Here is a 22318-nt window from a genome sequence, read left to right on the forward strand (position 1 = left end):
AGCACGCAGACCGATCGTTACCGTTCTCCCAGGCTCGCCCGGGTGAACCCCTGCTGATCAGGGGTTGTCATCCTCGCAACTGCAAGGGAAACCGCCGTCACGGCGGGGTTGCGTTGTACAACCGGTCCAGCTGCTGCGTAGCTTTGGCCGAGCTCGTGCCCCGATCTGTGGGCAGTTCAGCCGACCGGAAGGGGAGCGCCCACCCGTGTTCCAGTACGTCGTGGAGCGATGGAACCAGATCTGGTTCGCATCGTGGCAGCACTTCTCACTGGTCGTCCAGTGCGTCGTCCTCGCCACGGTCATCGCCGTGGTGCTCGCCACACTCGTCTACCGCAGCCCGCGCCTGACCGCGTTCGCGAACGGGGTGTCGGCCATCGGCCTCACCCTGCCGTCGTTCGCCGTCATCGGCCTGCTCATCGTCCCGCTCGGCTTCGGCGTCCTGCCGTCGGTCGTGACGGTCGTCTTCTTCGCCGCGCTGCCGATCCTGCGCAACGCGGTCGTCGGTCTCGCCGAGATCCCGCCTGCCGTCGTCGAGTCGGCGCGCGGCATCGGCATGAGCCGGTTCCGCACCCTGCTGCAGGTCGAGCTGCCGATGGCGTGGCCGATCATCCTGAGCGGTGTCCGCGTGGCCGCGCAGATGGTGATGGGCATCGCCGCCATCGCCGCGTACGCGCTCGGCCCCGGGCTCGGCGGCTTCATCTTCTCCGGGCTGTCCCGCCTCGGCGGCGCCAACGCCCTGTTCTCCGTCGTGGTCGGGGTGGTCGGCGTCGTCCTGCTCGCCCTGGTCCTCGACCTGCTCCTCATCGGCCTCGGCCGCCTGACCATCTCGAGAGGTATCCGTGTCCAGCACTGACTCCGCCACCACCACCGCGCCCGACGGGGACGTCACCGGGCGCAGCATCCTGCTCGACGAGGTCACCAAGCGGTACCCCGGGCAGTCGAAGCCCGCCGTCGACGGCATCACGCTCGAGATCCCGGCCGGCAAGATCGTCATGCTCGTCGGCCCGTCCGGCTGCGGCAAGACGACGACCCTCAAGATGATCAACCGTCTGATCGAGCCCACCCAGGGCCGGATCGTCGTCGGCGACGACGACGTCACGGGCATCGACGGCGACGAGCTCCGCCGCCGCATGGGCTACGTGATCCAGGCCGGCGGGCTCTTCCCGCACATGACGGTCGCGGCGAACATCGCGATCGTGCCGAAGATGCTCGGCTGGTCGAAGGAGAAGATCGCGGCGCGTGTCGACGAGCTGCTCGACCTGGTCTCGCTCGACCCCGACACCTACCGCGACCGGTTCCCCCGCGAACTCTCCGGCGGCCAGCAGCAGCGCGTCGGCGTCGCCCGTGCGCTCGCGGCGGACCCGCCCGTCCTGCTCATGGACGAGCCGTTCGGCGCCGTCGACCCGATCACCCGCCAGCGCCTGCAGGACGAGCTCCTGCGCATCCAGGAGGAACTGCACAAGACGATCGTCATCGTCACGCACGACTTCGACGAAGCCGTGAAGCTCGGCGACTGGATCGTCATCTTCACCGAGGGTGCGCACATCGTGCAGTACGACACCCCGGAGCGGATCCTGGCCGAGCCGGCGAACGAGTTCGTCGAGAACTTCATCGGCTCCGGCGCGGGCCTGAAGCAGCTCACGCTGAACCGCGTGCGCGACGTCGAGGTCGAGTCGGCCGTGACCTGCTCGCCCGGCGAAGAGGTCAAGGCCGTGCTGCAGCGGATGAACGAGGCCGGCGGGCACCAGCACGCCGTCGTCGTCGACCACCGCCAGCGCCCGATCGGGTGGCCGTCGCGCCGACAGCTCGAGCGCCTCGACCGCATCCCCGACGGCGTCGAGCCCGGCCTGCCCGTCGTGGGCGAGGCCGCGACCCTCAACGACGCGCTCGACACCATGCTCGTCTCGAGCGCCGGCGCCGCGCTCGTCACCGGTCGTCGTGACGCGTTCCGCGGGGTCATCACCGTCGAGACCGTGATGGAGGCGATCACCCGCTCCCGCGCGACCGCCGCAGGCGACCAGGCCTACACACCGGTCGGCACGAACACGAACCCGATCGAGACCATGCCGTCGTCACCGGTGTCGGCCATGCCCACCGGAGAAGACCTGTGAGCGCAGTCGCCACTGCCGGCCCCGCCACCGGTGCGAGCACCTCGTGGAAGGGCCTGCTGTTCCAGCCGATCGCGATCCTGGTCGTCCTGGCCGGCTTCGCGGTGTGGCTCGCGACGGCTGACCTGACCCCGACGGAGCGCACGACGCTCAACCCGGCGGACATCCTGGTCCTGACCGGTCAGCACCTCGTGCTGACCCTGCAGTCGACGGTCCTGGTGCTCGTGATCGGCATCCCGCTGGGCGTCGTGCTCACCCGCGGGCCGCTGCGCCGGGCGAGCCCGTACGTGCTCGCCGTCGCGAACTTCGGGCAGGCGGCCCCGGCCGTCGGCCTCATCGTGCTGCTCGCCGCCTGGCTCGGCCTGAACAGCTCGTCCGCCGTCATCGCGCTCGTGCTCTACGCGATCCTGCCGGTGCTCCGGAACACCATGATCGGCGTGCAGAGCGTCGACGACCGCCTGGTCGAGGCCGGTCGCGGCATGGGCATGAGCGCCTTCAGCGTGCTGATGCGCGTCGAACTGCCGCTCGCGGTGCCCGTGATGCTCTCGGGCATCCGGACCGCCCTCGTGCTGCTCGTGGGCACGGCGAGCCTGGCGACCTTCGTCGGTGCGGGCGGACTCGGTCTGCTCATCACCACGGGCGTGACCCTGTTCCTGCCGAAGGTGCTCGTCGCCGGGGCCCTGCTCGTCGCCCTGCTCGCCCTCTCCATCGACTGGCTCGGCCGCGTGGTCGAGACGGTCGCACGACCGAAGGGACTCCGATGACCCGCCGCACCCGCCGCACCCGCAGCACCCGCCGCACCCGCACCCGGGTCGGAGCCGCCGCGTTCGTCGCCGGTGCCACCGCCCTCGTCCTGACCGGGTGCGGCCTGCAGCCCGCCACCTCGTTCGTGCCCGAGGCCGGCGCCGGCTCCATCCAGCGCATCGACGACCTGCCGGCCGGCGCCCACATCACCGTGACGTCGAAGAACTTCACCGAGCAGCTCGTGCTCGGCAAGATCGCCGTGCTCGCCGCCAAGGCCGCCGGGTTCGACGTCACCGACGAGACGAACGTGCCCGGCAGCGTCGCGGTCCGTGAGCTGATGACCTCGCACGCGGCCGACTTCACGTACGAGTACACCGGTACCGCCTGGCTGACCTTCATGGGCCACACGAAGGGGATCCCGGACAAGACCGAGCAGTGGACGGCGGTGAAGAAGGAGGACGCCGGCAACGGGCTGACCTGGCTCGAGCCGGCGCCGATGAACAACACCTACGCGTTCGCCGTCCGCAACGAGGCCGTCAAGGAGCTCGGGGACGTCAAGACGCTCTCCGACATCACCAAGCTGCCGGTCGACCAGCGCACGTTCTGCGTGGAGTCGGAGTTCAACTCCCGTGCCGACGGCTTCAAGCCGATGCTCAAGAAGTACGGCTTGGAGCTCGGTGGTTCCGGGTCGAACGGTGTCCCGAGCAGCAACGTCAGCATCCTCGACACCGGCACGGTCTACACGGCCACCGACCGCGGCAAGTGCAACTTCGGTGAGGTCTTCACCACCGACGGCCGCATCAAGTCGCTCGGGCTGACGGTGCTCGAGGACGACAAGGGGTTCTTCCCGGCGTACAACGTCGCGCCCGTCATCGACTCGAAGACGCTCAAGGAGTACCCGCAGCTCGAGGGGATCTACGACCAGATCTCGCCGAAGCTGACGGACGCGGTGCTGCAGGAACTCAACCGTCAGGTCGACGTCGAGGGGCGTGAGCCGGCCGACGTCGCCTTCGACTGGATGGTCAAGGAGGGCTTCATCACGAAGCCCTGACCGTTCTCGACGCATCCACGTCACGGACAGGAGGCACGGTGCCAGCTGGCACCGTGCCTCCCCTGCGTTCGTGGTCGAGTCTCAGGCCGCGGCGATGCGCGCAGCCGTGTCGCGGATCGACGCGACCACCGCCGCCCGCACCTGTTCCGGGTCGGAACCCTCGTGCCGAGCGGCACTGCGGAGCCCCGTCATGCACATGCCGAGCAGCATCTCCGCCGCCTGCGGGGTCGCCGCCTCCGGCCCCCAGGCCGGGTCGCGTTCGAGGATCGTGCGCACCGCGCCGGTCATCGCCTCGGCGACCGTGGTCATCCGCGTGACCTGCCGACGCATCAGCTGCGGGAACCGCACGATGACGGCCTTGCGCTCGAGCCGCTCGTGCTCGTCGCCGAACGACGAACCGAACACCAGGAACGCCAGGTCCACGACGGCCTGTGCCGCCGGCTCCCCCGCGACGGCGGCCAGGTGCGCCTCGAGGGTGGCGGGTTCGAGGTCGAGCTCGGTGTGCCCGAGGACCGCGTCCTCCTTGCTCTCGAAGTAGTTGAAGAACGTCCGCGGGGAGACGTCGGCTCGTGCTGCGATCTGCTCGATCGTGGTGCCGTCGACGCCCTGCTCGAGGGCCAGGGACCGAGCCGCCTCGGCGATGCGGTTGCGGGTCTCGATGCGCTTGCGGTCACGGAGACCGAGTTCTGACGGCGTCGCGGAGTCGGGCATGGCCCGACTGTAACCGGAACGTCACATGATCTACAGCAAACGCAAACTTGCAGTCGTGCATCGGACACTACGGTGAACCCATGACCACTCCCGTGCTCGAGGCCCGTGACCTCGCCAGGACCTACGGCCGCGGCGCGACGCGGTTCGACGCGCTCAAGGGGGTGTCGCTGGCGGTGCACCAGGGCGAGAGCCTGGCGATCGTCGGCAAGTCCGGCTCCGGCAAGTCGACGCTGATGCACCTGCTCGCTCTGCTCGACAAGCCGTCGGCCGGACAGGTGCTGCTCGACGGCACCGACGCCGCGACGCTCGGAGCGCGGCAGGTCAACCGCACCCGGAACAGCACCTTCGGGTTCGTGTTCCAGCAGTTCTTCCTGACGCCGAAGACCTCGGTGCTCGACAACGTCGTGCTCCCGCTCAAGATCGCCGGCGTCTCCGGAGCCGAGCGCAAGCGCCGGGGCATGGCGGCGCTCGATGCGCTCGGGCTGGCCGACAAGGCCAAGAACGATGCCAACGACCTGTCCGGCGGCCAGAAGCAGCGCGTGGTCATCGCCCGGGCGCTGGTCGGTGAGCCGAGCGTGATCTTCGCCGACGAGCCGACCGGCAACCTCGACACGAACACGGGGCAGGTGGTCGAGGACATGCTGTTCGGGCTGCAGCGCGAGCGGGGGATCACGCTCGTCGTGGTCACGCACGACGAAGAGCTCGCCGCGCGCTGCGACCGCAGCGTGAACGTCCGCGACGGCCTGATCGTCGGCGGACCCGACGACGCGGTCGACGCGTCTGCCACGCACGGAAGGCACTCCGCATGAACTTCCTCGACCTCCTGCGCACCGCGGTCTCGAACACCTTCCGCTCGAAGCTGCGCACGACCCTGACCGTCATCGCGATCTTCATCGGCGCCTTCACGATCACCCTGACCTCGGCCATCGGCACGGGCGTCAGCAACTACATCGACAGCCAGGTCTCCTCGATCGGAGACGACGGCACCCTGGTCGTCACGAAGGCCGTGGACTCCACCTCGACCGACAGCGGCCCGGCGAAGTACGACCCCGAGGCCTCGGGCCAGAGCGTCGACCGCGGCCCGGCGTCGTTCTCGTACCTGTCGCAGTCCGACGTCGACGCGATCAAGAAGACGGACGGCATCAAGAGCCTCCGCCCCGCGGTCGCCCTCGCACCGAAGTACGCCGAGTACGGCGACCAGGGCAAGTACGTCGTGTCGCTCACGGCCAACGCCGGCGAGCTCGACGCCGACCTGGCGAGCGGCCAGCAGCTCGACGACGAGACCGACGCCAACCAGGTGATGCTGCCGACCGACTACCTGAAGAACATGGGTCTCGGCAGCGCCTCGGCCGCCGTCGGCAAGGAGCTCACGATCGCCGTCGACGACTACCAGGGCAAGGAGCACACGCTCTCCGCCACCGTCGTCGGGGTGCAGAACGAATCGCTGTTCGGCAGCGGTGCCGGCGCGAACGCCGCACTGACCGATGCCATGCAGGCCGCTCAGGAGATCGGCAAGCCCGACTCGATCGCGACGTCCTACGCCAGCGCCACCGCGACGCTCGACACCGGCGCATCCGTGACCACGGTCAAGAAGTCCCTGGCCGACGACGGGTTCCTCGGCCAGACCATCCAGGACCAGCTCGGCCAGTTCCAGACCGTCATCAGCGGCATCGTCGGGGTCCTGAACGCCTTCGCCGTGATCGCGCTCGTCGCCGCCGGCTTCGGCATCATCAACACCCTGCTCATGAGCGTGCAGGAGCGCACCCGCGAGATCGGCCTGATGAAGGCGATGGGCATGGGTGGCGGCAAGGTCTACACGCTGTTCTCGCTCGAGGCGGTGTTCATCGGGTTCCTCGGCAGTGCCATCGGCGCCGGGGTCGCGATCCTGCTCGGCACCGGGATCTCGAACGTCCTGGCGGGCACGCTCCTCAAGGACCTGCCGGGGCTGCAGATCATGCAGTTCGCGCCGGGGTCGGTCGCCACGATCATCCTCGTCGTGATGTTCATCGCGTTCCTGGCGGGCACCCTGCCGGCACGACGAGCCGCTCGGCAGAACCCGATCGAGGCGCTCCGGTACGAGTGACAGGCAGGGGTGCCTAGTGTCGGAACGGTGACGACGTTCGGACGCGACCTCGGTGACGGCTACACGCTGACGCTGCGCGACCTGACGACGGTCGACCAGGTGCTCGCACTCGTGCACGCCAACACCGATCGTCTGCGGGCCGCCGAGCCCTGGGCCTGGGATCCCCAGACCCGCGAGGCCATCGCCCTGCACACCGAGCGGCTGCTCGGCCAGTTCGCGATGGACCGCGCGCTGCCCTGCGTCATCCGCCAGGACGACCGGATCGTCGGGGTGGCCTCGTTGACGTTCGACCCGTACCTGGGCCAGGCATCGCTCGGCTACTGGGTGGACGCCGGACAGGAGGGCCGTGGTGTCGTCCGGCGGGCCGCCACCGTACTGATCGGGGTCGCCCGGGCGCGCGGGTCCGCACGGATGGAGATCCGGACGGCGGTCGACAACGCGCGGAGCCGGGGGCTCGCCGAGCGGCTCGGCTTCACGCACGAGGGCACCCTGCGCGGGGCGCTGCCCCTCGGGCCCGAGCGTGTCGACGTGGCGGTGTACGGCCTGCTGCTCTGACGAACGACTCCCTCGTGCAGGCCGACCGACACCGGTCGCCGGTATCGTCGGAGCATGGCCTTGTTCGGACGACGCAACCACGACGTGCGCGATCGACCCATCAGCCAGGTCGAACTGAAGCGGGCGGTCGACGAGGGCTTCCTCATCGCGAAGGCCGCCGTCACCATCGCGGTGGCCAACCGCATCATCACGAACGCCCTGCGTGACCAGGGGTACTTCGACCACGCGCTCATCGCCGAGGCCACGCGCGAGGAACTCCACCGCATGGCCGAGGAAGAGCGGGGCGACGCCGCACGGATGCGGGAGATCCGCTCCACCTCGAGCAAGCAGAAGGGCCGTTCTCGCCACCAGCACGACTACCGGAGGGGCGACGACCTGAAGCTCCGGATGCGCGAGGCCACGTACGAGCAGCTCGCCACCATGCTCGACAAGCGGCGCGACGACCAGCACTTCGTCGACGGGATCGTGCTCGCCGCGCGGGCCCGCGCCTGGGACGACATCGGCACCACCGTGGTCGGGCGCCTCGGGTGGGCCCAGCGTCCGGCTGACGACTACGAGATCGGCCGCGACGACCGGCTGCAGCAGATGCTCGACGAGGACTTCGCCGAGTTGCTCGCCGAGCACCCCGTCGGATCGACCCCGGTCGACGCCGACGAGCCCGACGACGCCGACGGTGACCAGGACGAGTCGGACCCGGCCGACCCCGACACCTCGCGCACCTGACCGGTACTTGATATACCGGGGCATCTTCGATACGCTGATCGAGTAACGCCCCAGGACCATTCGGCTCGCCGGACTCCTGGGGCGATTGCTGTCTCAGAGGGGTGCGACGAGGGGCGCGATGATCGATGCAGCCACGCTGCAGGCGCTCCCGAGGCTGCAGCGTTCATCGCCGGTGCGCACCGTATCGACGACGTCCTGGATCGGAAGCGAGTGGCGGTGTCGACAGGCGCCTCGGTGATCTGACCGACACCACACGCAGTCACGAGTCCCTAGGCTCGGTGCATGGTTGATGCGGTGGTCGTCGGAGCGGGACCGAACGGGCTCGCGGCAGCGGTGACGCTCGCACGCGCCGGACTGTCGGTCGAGGTCGTCGAACGGAACGACACGATCGGCGGCGGCGCCCGGACGGCCGAGCTCACCCTGCCCGGCTTCCTGCACGACGTCTGCTCCGCCGTGCACCCGATGGCCCTGCAGTCGGAGTTCTTCCGGCTGTTCCGGATGGAGGAGCGCATCGAGCTCCGCCTGCCCGAGGTGCAGTACGGCCACCCGCTCGACGGCGGCCGCGCCGGCATCGCCTACCAGGACCTCGACCGCACCGCCGCCGAGCTCGGGGTGGACGGGCCGGCCTTCAAGCAGCTGATGGCCCCGCTGGCGGAGAACGCGGACCAGGTCGCCGACTTCGCGACCGACGCGCTGCTGCACGTGCCGCGGCACCCCCTGACGGTCCTGCGCTTCGGTCTGCGGGCGCTCGAGCAGGGCACCGCGGCGTGGAACCTGCGTTTCCGCGGCGAGGCCGCCCCGGCGATGGTGTCCGGCGTCGCCGCGCACTCGATCCAGCACCTGCCGTCCCTGTCCACCGCGGCGGCTGCCCTTTCGCTCGGCTCGTACGCGCACGCCCGCGGCTGGCCGGTGCCGATCGGTGGCAGCCAGGCGATCGTGGACGCGCTCGCCGCGGACCTCGTCGCGCACGGCGGCCGCATCGTCACCGGGCAGGAGGTCCGGTCGCTCGGTGACCTCACCCCGGCGAAGGCGGTGCTGTTCGACACCAGCGTGCCGGGCATGCTCCGGATCGCGGGCAAGCAGATCCCGACCCCGAAGCACGGTGCACTGCGGCGCTTCCGGTTCGGCAACGCGGCGGCGAAGGTCGACTTCGCGCTGTCCGACCCGGTGCCGTGGACCAACGAGTCGCTGCGGAAGGCCGGGACCGTGCACATCGGCGGGACCCGCCAGGAGATCGCGGAGGCCGAACGGGCGGTGGCGCACGGGCAGCACGCCGAGCGCCCGTACGTGCTCGGCGCGGAGCCGACCGTGGTGGACCCGACCCGCGCCCCGAAGGGCAAGCACGTCTTCTGGGCCTACGCGCACGTCCCCGCGGGGTCGGACGTCGACCCGACCGAGGCCGTCACCCGTCAGATCGAGCGGTTCGCGCCGGGGTTCCGCGACACGATCCTGTCGTCGAGCTCCCGCACCGCCGTGCAGATGGGCGAGTACAACCCGAACTACGTCGGTGGCGACATCGCCGCCGGTGCCGCGAGCTTCTGGCAGCTCGTCAAGCGCCCCGTCCTGTCCAGCGACCCGTGGCGGATGGGCGGCGGCATGTACCTGTGCTCCGAGTCCTCCGCGCCCGGCCCCGGCGTGCACGGCATGGCCGGGTGGCACGCGGCGAAGAGCGCACTCCGGCACACCTTCGGCCTGCCGGAGGACGTCGACCTCACCCCGGAAGGCTGATCACCATGGCGAAGAACGTCCGCATCCTGCACTGCCGCCCCGAAGCCGTCTTCGACGTGCTCGGCGACGGGTGGCTCTACACGACCTGGGTGGTCGGGGCCTCGCGCATGCGCAAGGAGGAGTCCGGTTGGCCGCAGGTCGGTACCCACCTGCACCACTCGTTCGGCGCGTGGCCGATCGTCATCAACGACGTCACGACGTCGCTGGTGTGGGAGCCGCCGCACCGCATGGTCATCCAGCCGAAGGGCTGGCCCATCGGCGAGGCCCGCGTCGAGCTGACCGTCGAACCGCACCGGCACGGCTGCAAGGTCACGATCACCGAGAACGCGGTGGCCGGGCCGGGTTCGTACGTGCCCGACTTCCTCATGCAGCCGCTCATCTGGATCCGCAACCGCGAGACGCTCCGCCGCCTCGAGTGGGTGGCCGTCGGGCGCGCGGTGAACGCCTGAGACGTCCCACGAGACGGACGGGAGGCCCGCGGCGGCGCCGCTGTGGGCCTCCCGTCCGTCCTGTGGGTGCGTCGACTACTCGGCGCGCGAGAACTCGCTGGCCCGCGCCACCTGGTCGTCGGTCAGGGCGACGCCCGTGTACCGCTCGAACTGACGGGCCGCCTGCAGGGCGATGACCTCGGCACCGGTGATGACGTGCTTGCCGGCGTCGCGTCCCGCTCGCACGAGCGGGGTCTCCGACGGGAACGCGACCACGTCGAAGACGGTGTGCGCCGCCTCGATCCGTTCCGGCGCGAAGGCGAGTGCGTCCTGCTGGTCGCCGCGCATGCCGAGCGGGGTGACGTTGACGACCAGGTCGGTCTCCCCCGCCTCGCGCTCGTCGGCCACCCACTCGTAGCCGTACTGCGATGCCAGGGCCGGGCCGGTCTGCTCGTTGCGGGCGACGACCGTCAACCGGTCGAAGCCGGCGCCGCGGAACGCCGCCGTGACGGCCTTGGCCATGCCGCCCGAGCCGCGGAGCAGCACCCGCGAAGCCGGGTCGACCTGGTGCGACCCGAGCAGGGCGGCGATCGCCTCGTAGTCGGTGTTCGACGCGGTGAGCACGCCGTCGTCGTTCACGACGGTGTTGACCGACTGGATCGCGGCGGCGGAGTCCTCGACGTGGTCGACCAGCGGGATGATCGCCTCCTTGAAGGGCATCGACACCGAGCAGCCGCGGATCCCGAGCGCACGGATGCCGGCGACGGCGCCGGGCAGATCGGTCGTGGTGAACGCCTTGTACAGGAAGTTGAGGCCGAGCTCGTCGTACAGGTAGTTGTGGAACCGGGTGCCGATGTTGCTCGGTCGCGCGGCCAGCGACATGCAGACCTGCATGTCCTTGTTCAGGATGGGCATGCCCCCAGTCTCGCACCCTCTCCCTTTCGCGTCCTCGCAGGGATGGAGCGGTCCACGCAGACCGGGTGCCGCGCGCCGGGGTAGCGTCGGTGCGGATGACTGAGATCCCGGAGACCATGCGCGCTGTCCGCTTCGACGAGTGGGGTGACCGATCGGTCCTGCACGTCGCCGAGGTGCCCGTTCCCGAGGTGACGCCCGGGCGGGTGCTCGTCCGCGTCCGCGCCGCAGGCATCAACCCCGGTGAGTCGGCCATCCGCCAGGGTGCGTTCGGCGGCGACCTGCCGTCCGGGCAGGGCACCGACTTCGCCGGCATCGTGGTGGCCGTCGGGGCCGAGGTGGACGGCGTCGACGAGGGCGAAGAGGTCATCGGCTGGTCGTGGGACCGCGCCAGCCAGGCCGAGTACGTCTCCGTGCCGGCCGTCCAGGTCGTCCAGAAGCCACGCCTGCTCGACTGGACCGTGGCGGGTGGCCTCGACGTCATCGCGACCACCGCGGCCGCAGCCGTGCGTGCGGTCGACCCGCGTCCGGGCGAGACCGTCGTCGTGTCCGGCGCCGCCGGCGGGGTCGGTGGCTTCGTCACCCAGCTGCTCGCGAACGAGGGCATCGACGTCATCGCCGTCGCCTCCGAGGCGAACCACGAGTGGCTCCGTTCCAAGCGTGCACGGCCGGTCGCGTACGGCGACGGGCTGCAGGAGCGCATCACCGAACTCGCGACGAACGGCATCGACGCCGTGATCGACACCCACGGCGCCGAGTACGTCCGGCTCGGCATCGCCCTCGGGGTGCCGGTCGACCGCATCGAGACGATCATCGCCTTCGACGAGGCCGCCGAGGTCGGGGCGAAGGCCTCGGGCAGCGCGGACACCGCCGACCCGGAGATCCTCGGGGCGCTCGCACTGGAGGTCGCGAACGGCGCGATCGAGGTGCCGATCGCCGCGACCTACCCGCTCGACCGCGTGCAGGACGCCTTCGAGGAGCTCGAGCAGGGCCACACCCGCGGCAAGATCGTCCTCATCCCCTGACCACGGGGCCGCTCAGGGCCGGTCCGGGGGTTTCCCCCACCACGCTCGGGGTGCGTCCCGGATGCGCTCGACCGGCGGGGTTGCGTAGCGTCGTCGGTATGAGCACACTCTCCCGTCCCCGCAACGGTCGTCTGCTGGCCGGCGTCTGCGCCGGTCTCGCCGATCGCTTCAACCTGTCCCGCACCCTGGTCCGGGTGGTCTGGGTCATCCTGAGCTTCTTCCCCGGGCCGCTGTGGATCGCGTACGTCGTGCTGTGGTTCGTGATGCCGCCCGAGGGCGGTCGGCGGCGCTGAGCACCGGTCCGTCCGGACGGGTTAGTGTGGCGGCGTGCCGGTCTCCGTCTTCGATCTGTTCAGCGTCGGTGTCGGCCCCTCGAGCTCGCACACCGTCGGCCCGATGCGGGCCGGTGCCGAGTTCGCCACCCTCGTCCGTGGCCTGCCCGTCGCGTCCGTGGTGGTCGACCTGTACGGGTCCCTCGCGTCGACCGGACAGGGCCACGGCACGCTCGGTGCCGTCGTCGCCGGGCTCATGGGGTCGCACCCGGAGACCGTCGACCCCGATGCCATGGTCCTCGCGCTCGACGCCGTGGAGCGCGACGGTGTCCTGCGGCTCGACGGCGGTGCGAGCGTGCCGTTCCGCCTCGCCGACATCGTCCTGCACCCCCTGACGATGCTGCCCCGGCACCCGAACGCCATGCGGCTGCGCGCCCGTGACGCCTCCGGTGCCGACCTGGCCGACGAGACCTACTACTCGATCGGTGGTGGGTTCATCGCACGGGACGAGGCGGCGGAGCCCGCGGCCGACGCATCCGCTGCCGTCGCCGGTGCCGCGATCCCGGTCGACGACGCCGTACCGTACCCGTTCTCGAGCGGCGCCGAGCTGCTCGCCGCGTGTGCCGGTTCCGGCCTGCCGATCAGCGGCGTCGCCCTGGCGAACGAGGCCGTCACCCGGACCGACGCCGAGATCCGGTCCGGACTGCTGGGGATCCACGGGGTGATGGAGTCGTGCGTCGACCGATCCGTCCGCCGGGACGGGTGCCTGCCCGGCGGGCTCGACGTCCGCCGTCGCGCCGCCACCTGGCACGAGCAGCTCACCCGCGAGGACCCCGACCACGACCCGCTGTTCGCGATGGAGTGGGTGAACCTCGTCGCCATGGCGGTCAACGAGGAGAACGCCACCGGGGGCCGCGTCGTCACCGCCCCGACGAACGGCGCAGCCGGCATCATCCCCGCGGTCCTGTACTACGCGCTCACCTACGTGCCCACGGTCGCCGACGCCCCCGCCGCCGAACGGGACGACGCCGTCGTGCGGTTCCTGCTCACCGCCGGGGCGATCGGGTCGATCTACAAGGAACGGGCGTCGATCTCCGGTGCCGAGGTCGGCTGCCAGGGCGAGGTCGGTTCGGCGGCGTCGATGGCGGCTGCAGGGCTCGCCGAGGTTCTCGGGGGCACGCCGGAGCAGGTCGAGAACGCCGCCGAGATCGCGATGGAGCACAACCTCGGGCTGACCTGCGACCCGATCGGCGGCCTGGTGCAGATCCCGTGCATCGAGCGGAACGCGATCGCGGCGAACAAGGCGATCAACGCCGCCCGGATGGCCCTGCGCGGCGACGGGGTGCACCACGTGTCGCTCGACCAGGTCGTCGAGACGATGCGGCAGACCGGGGCGGACATGTCGTCGAAGTACAAGGAGACCGCGATGGGCGGGCTCGCGGTGAACGTCCCGCTCTGCTGAGCGCCAGCTCGCGCCCGTTCGCGCGTCAGGCGTGCAGGAGCGTCAGCAGCCGTGCCGTCTCGGTGGCGATGGCGTCCCGGCCCGCCGACACGTACTTGCGCGGGTCGACGACGTCCGGCCGCTCGTCGAGCACGGTGCGGAGCGCACGGGTGAACAGGCCGTTCAGGTGCGTCGAGATGTTGACCTTCGTCATCCCCGCGTGCACGGCGCCACGGAGTTCGTCGTCGGACAGGCCGGAGGACCCGTGCAGCACGAGCGGCACCGGCACCGCGGCACGGAGGCGCTCGACCAGGTCTCGGTCCACCGACGCCTCGCGGGTCTGCATCGCGTGCGAGGTCCCCACCGCGACCGCCAGGGCATCGACCCCGGTGTCGGCCACGAACGCGGCGGCGTCGGTCGGATCGGTCCGGACGCCGGGCGCGTGCACGCCGTCCTTGCCGCCGACCTCGCCGAGCTCGGCCTCGATCGCGACGCCCGCGGCGTGACACCGAGCGGCGAGCTCGCGGGTCGCGGCCACGTTGGCGGCGAAGTCCAGGTGTGAACCGTCGTACATGACCGAGTCGACGCCCAGCTCGACGCCGGCCGCCACCAGCTCCGGGTCCTCGATGTGGTCGAGGTGCACGAGGACCTCGACGTCGGCGGCCCGTGCGACCGCCTGGGTCGCGGTCGTGATCGGTGCGAGGCCGCCGTGGTACCGCACGCAGTTCTCGCTGATCTGCAGGATCACCGGCAGACCGGCCAGCTCGGCACCGGAGACGATCGCCTCGGCGTGCTCGAGCAGCACCACGTTGAACGCGCCGACCCCGCGGCGTGCCGTCCGGGCGGTGTCGAGCAGGCCGGTGAGGGCGAGGTCGGTGATCATGCGGGGGTCCTCGTTCGGTCGTGGGCGGGAGCAGGCGGGGTGGACAGGAATCGTTGGACGTCTGCCGGGTCGACCACTCCGGCCACCGGCTGGAGGACGGCCGCGGCACCGTGTGCGGCGGCGGACCGCAGGGCTCGGAACAGGGTGGCGTCGTCGGGGGCCGGGACGCTGCCGTCAGGCCCGGGGAGACCAGCACCGACGAGGACATCGACGAGCACACTGACGAGCCCGGCGGTGGCTGCGTCCCCGGCGCCGGTCGGGTTGCCCGAGACCCCGGGGACGGCCGGCACCTCGAGCACGTGCTCGGCGGTGTGGGCTGCGATGCCGTCGGATCCGCGGGACACCACGACGACCGTCGCGCCGAGTCCGAGGAGCCGGAGCGCTCCAGATCGCTCGTCGTCGGCGCCCGTGGCCTCGAGCAGTTCCTCGCGGTTGGGCTTGCAGACCGTCGCGCCGGCCGACGCGGCAGCCAGCAGCGCGGTGCCCGAGCAGTCGACCACGGAGAGCACACCGCGGCGGCGGGCGGCGGTGACCCAGCGGGCGACGACCGCGGGGTCGGTGTCGCGGGGCAGGGAGCCCGACACGACCAGGGCAGCGGCGGGCGGGGCACCGGCGGCACCGTTGGCGCCATCGGCACCGCCAGTACGGCCGACATCGCCGTCGAGCAGTGTCTCGACCGCGGTGGTGACCGCGTCCCACTCGTCGGGGCTGAGCACGGGGCCGGGCTCGCCGAACATCGTCGGGTGCGCGAGGTCGTCCACCACCGTGACGGTCGTGCGGGTCTCGCCACGGACAGCGATGTCGGTATGGGCGAGCCCGAGATCGTCGAGGGCATGGGCGATCCAGTGCCCGCCGTCGCCGCCGAGGGGCAGCACAGCGTGGGTCGGGACACCGGTGGCTGCGAGGACCCGCCCGACGTTCAGGCCCTTGCCGCCGGGACGCCGCTGGACCTCGAGCACGCGCTGGGTCTCGCCGATGCGCTGTTCGGCGACCCGGTAGGTCACGTCGACGGCCGGGTTCGGGGTGACGACGAGGATCACGCGACCACCGCCGTCGGCAGGGTTCGGACGCTGCCGCGCTCCGGGTCGAGCACGACCAGGTCGGCGGGGGCGCCCACGCTGAGCGGTGCCGGAGCCCCGAGCAGGTGTGCCGCACGCCCCGCGGACACCGCGACGACCTCGGGCAGGTCGGTCCCCGCGTCGAGCAGACGACGGACGGCGTCGGCGACCGTGATCGTGCTGCCCGCCAGCGATGAACCGTCGGCGAGCACGGCGAGCCCGTCGCGGACGGTCACCGCCGATCCGGCCACCGTGTACGCCCCGTCGGGGCAGCCCGTCGCCGCCATGGCGTCGGAGACCAGGACCATCCGGCCCGGAGCGCTGCGCTGGACGATGTCGACGGTGACCGGGTCGAGGTGGTGGCCGTCGACGATGCACTCGAGCAGCACGCGGTCGTCGGAGAGCGCGACTCCGACCGGCCCGGGCTCACGGTGGTGCAGCGGGGGCATCCCGTTGAACAGGTGGGTGACGAGCGAGGCTCCGGCGTCGACCGCGCGGCGGGTCTGTTCGGCGGTGGCGTCGGTGTGGCCGATGGCGACGACGACCCCGGCGTCGACGAAGCGGGCGACGGCGTCGAGTGCACCCGGGAGCTCCGGCGCGAGGGTGACGATCCGCAGGGCGCCACCGGCGGCGTCGCAGTAGGCGTCGACCTCAGTGGGGTCCGGGGCATGCAGCAGGTCGACGCGGTGCGCCCCGCGACGGGCCGGCGCGAGCCACGGCCCCTCCAGGTGCAGCCCGGCGAGCGTGCCGTCCGCGACGAGCGGCCGGAGCCGGGTGAGGGCCGCCACGGTGTCCGCGCGCTCGCCCGTGGCGACGGACCCGACCAGGGTGGTCGTGCCCCGTGACCGGTGGTGCCCGGCGGCGATACGGGCATTCTCGGCGGAGCACCCGGCGAAGTCGTGCCCGAGCGCGCCGTGGGCGTGCAGGTCGACGAACCCGGGCACGACCGCGCCGTCGACGGTGACGGCGGTGTCCGTGCGCATCGGGGCCCCGGTGCCGGTCGCCAGCACGGTGTCGTCGTCACCGATGACGAGCCAGCCGTCGTGCAGGTCCCCCTGGGCCGTGACGATGCGATGAGCTCGGACGAGGGTCGTCACAGCAGGACTCCGGTCTCGGTCTCGAGCAGCGCGCGTGCGAGGATCCCTGCTCCGATGGCGCCGGCTGCGTCGCCGTGCCGGGCGGGGACGACGACGGGGACACGGACGCCCTGCAGGCGCTCCGTGACGGCGTCGCGCAGCGGGTCGAGCAGCAGCGGCCCCGACTCGGCGAGTCCCCCGCCGACGATGATGGTGTGGACCCCGGCGACCGCGGTCGTCCAGGCGAGCGCGTCGGCCAGGACCGCGACGCAGTCGTCCCAGACCGCACGGGCTGCGGGGTCGCCCTGGCGGACCAGGAGCATGGCGGCGTGAGCGGATGGCGCGCCGGAACGACGTGCGACTCCCCCGGCGGACGCGATCTCCTCGACGCGGTGGCCCGCGTGCGGACCGGTCTGGATGCGGACCTGCCCGATCTCCCCCGCCCAGCCACCGCCGGACACGACGACGCCGTCGACCACCAGCGCGCTCGCGAGACCGGTGCCGACCGGCACGAACGAGACCGACCCCCGCGAGAGCGCCGGGTCACCGGCCCGGACCTCGGCCAGGGCCCCGGCGCGGACGTCGTGGCCGAAGGCGATCGGGACGTCGATCCCCTGCCGCAGGAGCTCGGCGCGGACGAGGTCACGCACCGGGACGTCGCGCCACCCGAGGTTGACGGACAGGTCCACGGTGCCGCGGGTCTCGTCGACGACGCCGGGGGTCACCAGCCCGATGGCTCCGAGCTGCGCCCGGCGGGTGGCCTGTGCGGTCAGTTCGGCGACAACGGCGGCGAGGCGCTCAGCGTCCGGGTCGTCACGCGGCGTCGGTACCCGGGTCTCGTCGAGGACGAGTCCGTCGGCCGTCGTCAGCCGGGTCTTGATGCCCGTGCCGCCGACGTCGACCCCGAGCACCGCGCCTGCGCCACCCATCAGGTGAGGATGACCGACCGGGTGAGCGACCGGGGGTTGTCCGGGTCCAGCCCGCGTCCCTCGGCCAGGGCGACGGCGAACCGGTGCACCACGACGAGTCCGGCGATCGGGTCGAGGTCGTGCTGGACGAAGCGGGCACCGGCTGCGGCGACCTCGTCGGCCAGCCCCTCGGGTGCGGTGCCGAGCGACCAGACGAGCCGGCCGGGCTGGGCGATCGCGATGGGACCGTGCCGGTAGTCCATCGCCGGGTAGGACTCGGCCCAGAACTGCGCGGCCTCACGCGTCTTGAGCGCGGCTTCGAACGTCAGGCCGACGGCGGCCCCACGGCCGACGAACGAGACCTGCTCGGCGTCGAGCAGGTCGTCGATGGGCACCGTCAGCGCGGTCTCGGCCTGAGCGGCGAGGGCGTCGACGTCGTCACCGATGGACGCCCGCAGCAGTGCAAGGGTCGTGGTGGCGAAGCGGGTCTGGACGACCGAACGCTCGTCGGCGAAGGGCAGGGCGACCACCTGGTCGGCGACGGCCGCAGCAGGGCTGTCGGCGACGGCCGTGATCAGGACGGTCCGTTGCGACGGCAGGGCCTGCAGCAGGTCGACGATCTCGGTCGTCGTGCCCGAGCGGCTGATCATGAGCACGCGGTCGTACTCGCGGGACGCGGGGTACTCCGACCCGGCGAAGGCATCGGTCACGCCGAGGCCCGCCTGCTCACGGGCGACGGCGTAGCTCATGGCGATGAACCAGCTCGTGCCGCAGCCGATCACGGCCACGCGTTCCCCCGGCTGGGGGAGCGCGTCGGCGAAGGTCGGCAGGAGCGCGGCGGCTGCACGCCAGGTCTCCGGCTGCGAGGCCAGTTCAGCGCTCACGAAGGTGTCGGTCATGGGAGCCTTCCGGGTCCGGGTCGATCCGGGTGATCGATGATCAGGAAGCGTAGCGAGCGATCGTGCGCAAGGGAAGGGGAAAACGTCATTTCCGATCACCGGGCGACGGTCGTGACGCCGTAGGATGACCGTCATGACCCCCCAACAGCGGCTGAACGCCCTGCTCGAACTGGTGAGCGAACGCGGCAACGTGTCGATCGCCGAGATCGGGGAGCTGCTCGGGATCTCCGCCGCGACGGCCCGCCGTGACCTCGCGACCCTCGCCGACCAGCGGCTCGTCACGCGCACGCACGGGGGCGCGGCAGCACTCGGGGCCGGGTACGAGCTCCCGCTGCAGTACAAGATCGCCCGGCAGGCCGAGGCCAAGATGGCGATCGCCCGTGCGGCCGCCCGACTGGTGCAGCCGGGGGAGACCGTCGGGCTCAACGGCGGGACCACCACGACCGAGGTCGCGCGTGAACTCGGCAAGAGCGAGCGGTTCATCCGCGCGGACGGCGAGTTCGGCATCACGATCGTCACGAACGCCCTGAACGTCGGGTACGAGCTGTCCGTCCGCGCCAACGTGAAGATCGTGGTCACCGGTGGTGTGGCGCGGCGGCAGTCCTACGAGCTCGTCGGGCCGCTCGTCCGGGACACCCTCGACGAGTTCGCCCTCGACCTCGTGGTGCTCGGCGTCGACGGCCTCACCGGCCAGTACGGCGCGACCACCATGCACGAGGGCGAGGCCGAGGTCAGCCGCCACTTCGCCTCGGTCGGACGACGCGTCGTCGTGGTCGCCGACTCGACCAAGATCGAACGGTCGACCTTCGCCCGGATCTGCCCGCTCGACCGCATCGACGTCCTGGTCACCGACCAGCCGGTGCCTGCCTCGTTCGCCGCTGACCTGGCCAGCGCCGGCGTGGAGCTCGTCGTCGCCGACTGAGCACCCCCTGCGGCCGCCCCGGAGCGGTCCGGACGTTTCGATCGTGTAAAACACTCCCCGGCACGGATGCGTGAGCGATCCGTGAGCGCCTATTGTGCATTCATGATCGATTCGGCATCATGGGCGTCACATTCACGCAAGGGAGCGATGAGCATGGGCGCTGACAACGCAGGACTCCGCGTCGCGGTGATCGGGATGGGCCAGCGGTCCGCCATCGCCCGCCACGTGGCCGAGGCAACCGCGGACGACCCGTCGCTGCAGGCCCGGGTCGTGGCCGTCGCGGACGTGACCGCGGCCGGCCGGGACCGCGGGCACGACGAGTACCCGGACGCTCTGGTGGTGGAACACCACCGTGACCTCACCGGTCACGTCGACGCGGCCATCGTCACCACGCCGGACTGGACCCACGCCGAGATCGCGATCGACCTGCTCCGCGCGGGCATCGCCGTCTACCTCGAGAAGCCGCTGGCCATCACGGTCGAGGACGCCGACGCCGTCCTGAACACCGCGGCGGAGACCGGGACGCCGCTGTACGTCGGGCACAACTTCCGGCACGCCGCCGTCGTCCGCCTGATGCGCGAGATCGTCGACCGCGGCGAGATCGGTCAGGTCAAGGCGGTCTGGTGCCGGCACTTCGTCGGCAACGGTGGTGACTACTACTTCAAGGACTGGCACGCCGACCGCAGCAAGGTGAACTCCCTGCTCCTGCAGAAGGCGAGCCACGACCTCGACGTCATCCACGCGCTCGGCGGGGGTGACACCGCCCGGGTCGTCGGGATGGGCTCGCTGTCGGTCTACGGCGACGTCACCGACCGGCGCGACCGCAGCGGCGAGCTCATGGGGGACTGGTTCTCCCACGACAACTGGCCGCCGCTCGCCCAGACCGGGCTGAACCCCGTCGTCGACGTCGAGGACGTCTCGATGGTGATGATGACGCTCGACAACGGCGTGCAGGCCAGCTACGAGCAGTGCCACTTCACCCCGGACTACTGGCGGAACTACACCGTCATTGGCACCGAGGGACGCCTCGAGAACATCGGCGACACCGGTGGTGGCGTCGTGAAGGTCTGGACGCACCGCCGGGGCTGGGACACCGCGGGGGACCGCGAGTACCCGATCGACGGCGTCCAGGACGGGCACGCCGATGCCGACCTGCTCACCATGACCGAGTTCCTGCGGTCCGTCGCGTTCGGCGAACCGTCGGAGCTCTCCCCGATCGCGGCCCGTGCCGCGGTCGCCGCCGGCGCGCTGGCCACGCGCTCGCTCCGCAACGGGTCCGTCCCCATCGACGTCCCGCCCCTGCCGGCCGAGACCATCGCGCACTTCACGTCGAACGCCCCGCACTCCACCCCCTCCACCCCGCATCCCGCCCAGACCGTCGGTTCCTGACGGCCGTGCGAAAGGACACCCCGATGACCGCACACATCCCCACCCGAGGAACCGGCGTGCGCCGCGTCCTCCTCGGTGCCGTCGCCGCACTCGGCGCGGCAGCGCTCCTGGCCGGCTGCTCCTCGTCGTCCGGAGCGTCCGGCTCCGGCGGCGACTACGAGGCCGCGCCGAAGGACACCAAGGCGTCCCTGACCTACGCCGTCTGGGACGAGAACCAGGTCAAGGCCATCAAGGCCAACCTGAAGGGCTTCAACGAGGAGTACCCGGACATCAAGGTGAGCGTCGACGTCACGCCGTTCGCCAACTACTGGACGAAGCTGCAGACCCAGGGTTCGAGCAACACCCTGCCCGACCTGTTCTGGATGAACGGCCCGAACTTCCAGCTGTACGCGGCCAACGGCAAGCTCGCGCCGATCACCGGCGAGGTCGAGTCGGGCGACATCGACGCGTCGAAGTACTCGAGCGCACTCAACGACCTGTACACGTACGACGACACCCAGTACGGCGTGCCGAAGGACTTCGACACCATCGGCGTCTGGGTGAACAAGTCGCTGTTCGAGCAGGCCGGCATGGACCTGCCGTCCAAGGACTGGACCTGGGACGACTTCCAGCAGACCGGCGCCGAGCTGTCCGAGAAGCTCAAGTCGAAGGGCGCCTACGGGGCGGCCGGCGGCATGGACGGCCAGACGACGTACTACAACACGATCCTGCAGGCCGGGGGATCGGTCGTGAACGCGGACGGCACCGAGTCCGAGTACGCCACGAAGGCCTCCGAGGACGGCCTGCAGTTCTGGACCGATCTGATCGACTCGGGGGCATCGCCCTCGATCAAGCAGCTCACCGACACCACGGCCGACCAGTGGTTCACCTCGGGCAAGCTCGCGATGTACCAGGGCGGCAGCTGGTTCCGCTCCGCGCTGACCGGCACCGAGATGGAGAAGGACGTCGTCGCCTACCCGCTGCCGAAGGGCAAGGAGCAGGCGACCGTCATCCACGGCGTCTCGAACGTCGTGTCCGAGGCGAGCAAGGACAAGGCCGCCGCTCAGGCGCTGCAGGTCTACCTCGCGGGCAAGACGGCCCAGCAGCAGCAGGGCGACATGGGCGCGGTCATCCCGGCGTACGAGGGCACGCAGAGCGCCTTCACGAAGACGATGCCCGACGCCGACCTGCAGGTGTTCCTCGACGCGGTGGACTACGCGAAGCCGCTGCCGGTGTCGAAGAACACCGCGGCCTGGAACACCCTCGAGACCACCCTGCTGCCGAGTGCCTTCGACGGATCGAAGCCCGTCGACCAGGTCGCAGAGGACCTCGCACAGAAGATGGACGCCGCCCTCGCCAAGGAAAAGTAGGACCCGCGCGTGACGATCAACACCGAGCGGCCCCCGGCCGCAGCCGCCCCCGC

23 protein-coding genes are annotated in these 22318 nt (G+C 71.2%); 16 read left to right on the forward strand and 7 right to left on the reverse strand.

Annotated elements, in window-relative coordinates:
- Window positions 1-205: 205 nt before the first annotated feature.
- From HP445_RS13665 to HP445_RS13680, 4 genes are read left to right on the forward strand one after another with little or no spacing between them, the layout of a single operon-like run.
- A complete protein-coding gene (locus HP445_RS13665; protein ID WP_071245638.1) occupies window positions 206-853 on the forward strand; it encodes an ABC transporter permease in 648 nt (215 codons plus the stop codon).
- Window positions 840-2111 (forward strand): ABC transporter ATP-binding protein, encoded by a 1272-nt coding sequence (locus HP445_RS13670; protein ID WP_017887899.1) that lies wholly within the window; start codon window positions 840-842, stop codon window positions 2109-2111. Before HP445_RS13665 ends, HP445_RS13670 begins: the two co-directional genes overlap by 14 nt.
- The gene (locus HP445_RS13675) at window positions 2108-2872 is read left to right on the forward strand and encodes an ABC transporter permease (RefSeq protein ID WP_128780393.1); all 765 of its coding nucleotides are present in this window, start codon (window positions 2108-2110) and stop codon (window positions 2870-2872) included. The genes HP445_RS13670 and HP445_RS13675 overlap by 4 nt, the downstream gene beginning before the upstream one ends.
- Entirely contained in the window at window positions 2869-3903 is a 1035-nt protein-coding gene (locus HP445_RS13680; RefSeq protein WP_128780394.1) for a glycine betaine ABC transporter substrate-binding protein, read from the forward strand. Before HP445_RS13675 ends, HP445_RS13680 begins: the two co-directional genes overlap by 4 nt.
- 81 nt (window positions 3904-3984) lie before the next feature.
- Here the strand turns inward: HP445_RS13680 and HP445_RS13685 are convergent, their stop codons facing one another.
- Window positions 3985-4614 (reverse strand): TetR/AcrR family transcriptional regulator, encoded by a 630-nt coding sequence (locus HP445_RS13685; protein ID WP_071406244.1) that lies wholly within the window; start codon window positions 4612-4614, stop codon window positions 3985-3987.
- 80 nt (window positions 4615-4694) lie between these two features.
- On the opposite strand from HP445_RS13685, the gene HP445_RS13690 reads away from it, so the two are divergent.
- The 6 genes from HP445_RS13690 (at window position 4695) to HP445_RS13715 (ending at window position 10152) form a co-directional block, all read left to right on the forward strand.
- Entirely contained in the window at window positions 4695-5423 is a 729-nt protein-coding gene (locus HP445_RS13690; RefSeq protein ID WP_031260145.1) for an ABC transporter ATP-binding protein, read from the forward strand.
- The gene (locus tag HP445_RS13695; RefSeq protein ID WP_128780395.1) at window positions 5420-6697 is read left to right on the forward strand and encodes an ABC transporter permease; all 1278 of its coding nucleotides are present in this window, start codon (window positions 5420-5422) and stop codon (window positions 6695-6697) included. Before HP445_RS13690 ends, HP445_RS13695 begins: the two co-directional genes overlap by 4 nt.
- Before the next feature lie 27 nt (window positions 6698-6724).
- On the forward strand, window positions 6725-7252 hold the full coding sequence (locus HP445_RS13700; RefSeq protein ID WP_164941156.1) for a GNAT family N-acetyltransferase: 528 nt from the start codon (window positions 6725-6727) through the stop codon (window positions 7250-7252).
- Window positions 7253-7306: 54 nt separating this feature from the next.
- Window positions 7307-7975 carry a hypothetical protein gene (locus HP445_RS13705; RefSeq protein WP_111032176.1) on the forward strand — a complete coding sequence of 223 codons (669 nt, stop codon included), beginning with the start codon at window positions 7307-7309 and terminating at the stop codon, window positions 7973-7975.
- A gap of 282 nt (window positions 7976-8257) precedes the next feature.
- Window positions 8258-9703, forward strand: coding sequence for a phytoene desaturase family protein (locus tag HP445_RS13710; protein WP_111038416.1), 1446 nt, complete (start codon window positions 8258-8260; stop codon window positions 9701-9703).
- 5 nt (window positions 9704-9708) lie between these two features.
- Entirely contained in the window at window positions 9709-10152 is a 444-nt protein-coding gene (locus HP445_RS13715; protein WP_128780397.1) for an SRPBCC family protein, read from the forward strand.
- Between the two features lie 75 nt (window positions 10153-10227).
- Here the strand turns inward: HP445_RS13715 and HP445_RS13720 are convergent, their stop codons facing one another.
- Window positions 10228-11046, reverse strand: a complete 819-nt coding sequence (locus tag HP445_RS13720; RefSeq protein WP_128780398.1) for a shikimate 5-dehydrogenase — start codon at window positions 11044-11046, stop codon at window positions 10228-10230.
- A 95-nt stretch (window positions 11047-11141) separates the two neighbouring features.
- Here HP445_RS13720 and HP445_RS13725 point away from each other — a divergent pair, with 95 nt between their 5' ends.
- From HP445_RS13725 to HP445_RS13735, 3 genes are all read left to right on the forward strand, one after another.
- Window positions 11142-12068: an NADP-dependent oxidoreductase gene (locus HP445_RS13725; protein WP_071406237.1), complete on the forward strand. Its 927-nt coding sequence runs from the start codon at window positions 11142-11144 to the stop codon at window positions 12066-12068.
- A 98-nt stretch (window positions 12069-12166) separates the two neighbouring features.
- Window positions 12167-12361, forward strand: a complete 195-nt coding sequence (locus HP445_RS13730; protein ID WP_027466823.1) for a PspC domain-containing protein — start codon at window positions 12167-12169, stop codon at window positions 12359-12361.
- A gap of 34 nt (window positions 12362-12395) precedes the next feature.
- Window positions 12396-13802, forward strand: a complete 1407-nt coding sequence (locus HP445_RS13735) for an L-serine ammonia-lyase (protein WP_128780399.1) — start codon at window positions 12396-12398, stop codon at window positions 13800-13802.
- Between the two features lie 25 nt (window positions 13803-13827).
- Here the strand turns inward: HP445_RS13735 and HP445_RS13740 are convergent, their stop codons facing one another.
- The 5 genes from HP445_RS13740 to HP445_RS13760 are packed head-to-tail and all read right to left on the reverse strand — an operon-like array spanning window position 13828 to window position 18605.
- On the reverse strand, window positions 13828-14664 hold the full coding sequence (locus tag HP445_RS13740; protein WP_128780400.1) for a class II fructose-bisphosphate aldolase: 837 nt from the start codon (window positions 14662-14664) through the stop codon (window positions 13828-13830).
- Complete coding sequence (locus tag HP445_RS13745) at window positions 14661-15704, reverse strand: 1-phosphofructokinase family hexose kinase (RefSeq protein ID WP_128780401.1); 1044 nt, start codon at window positions 15702-15704, stop codon at window positions 14661-14663. Before HP445_RS13745 ends, HP445_RS13740 begins: the two co-directional genes overlap by 4 nt.
- On the reverse strand, window positions 15701-16819 hold the full coding sequence (nagA, locus tag HP445_RS13750) for an N-acetylglucosamine-6-phosphate deacetylase (protein WP_128780402.1): 1119 nt from the start codon (window positions 16817-16819) through the stop codon (window positions 15701-15703). The genes HP445_RS13745 and nagA overlap by 4 nt, the downstream gene beginning before the upstream one ends.
- Entirely contained in the window at window positions 16816-17727 is a 912-nt protein-coding gene (locus HP445_RS13755; protein ID WP_128780403.1) for an ROK family protein, read from the reverse strand. Before HP445_RS13755 ends, nagA begins: the two co-directional genes overlap by 4 nt.
- Window positions 17727-18605 carry an SIS domain-containing protein gene (locus HP445_RS13760; protein WP_128780404.1) on the reverse strand — a complete coding sequence of 293 codons (879 nt, stop codon included), beginning with the start codon at window positions 18603-18605 and terminating at the stop codon, window positions 17727-17729. The genes HP445_RS13755 and HP445_RS13760 overlap by 1 nt, the downstream gene beginning before the upstream one ends.
- A gap of 133 nt (window positions 18606-18738) precedes the next feature.
- Here HP445_RS13760 and HP445_RS13765 point away from each other — a divergent pair, with 133 nt between their 5' ends.
- The 3 genes from HP445_RS13765 to HP445_RS13775 all read left to right on the forward strand — a co-directional run bounded on the left by HP445_RS13765 (window position 18739) and on the right by HP445_RS13775 (window position 22265).
- Window positions 18739-19527 (forward strand): DeoR/GlpR family DNA-binding transcription regulator, encoded by a 789-nt coding sequence (locus HP445_RS13765; RefSeq protein WP_164941157.1) that lies wholly within the window; start codon window positions 18739-18741, stop codon window positions 19525-19527.
- A 147-nt stretch (window positions 19528-19674) separates the two neighbouring features.
- On the forward strand, window positions 19675-20916 hold the full coding sequence (locus tag HP445_RS13770) for a Gfo/Idh/MocA family protein (RefSeq protein ID WP_111032186.1): 1242 nt from the start codon (window positions 19675-19677) through the stop codon (window positions 20914-20916).
- Between the two features lie 23 nt (window positions 20917-20939).
- Window positions 20940-22265, forward strand: coding sequence for an ABC transporter substrate-binding protein (locus HP445_RS13775; protein WP_128780406.1), 1326 nt, complete (start codon window positions 20940-20942; stop codon window positions 22263-22265).
- The last annotated feature ends 53 nt before the right edge of the window (window positions 22266-22318 follow it).

This window comes from Curtobacterium flaccumfaciens (assembly GCF_013359815.1).
Lineage (GTDB): Bacteria > Actinomycetota > Actinomycetes > Actinomycetales > Microbacteriaceae > Curtobacterium > Curtobacterium flaccumfaciens.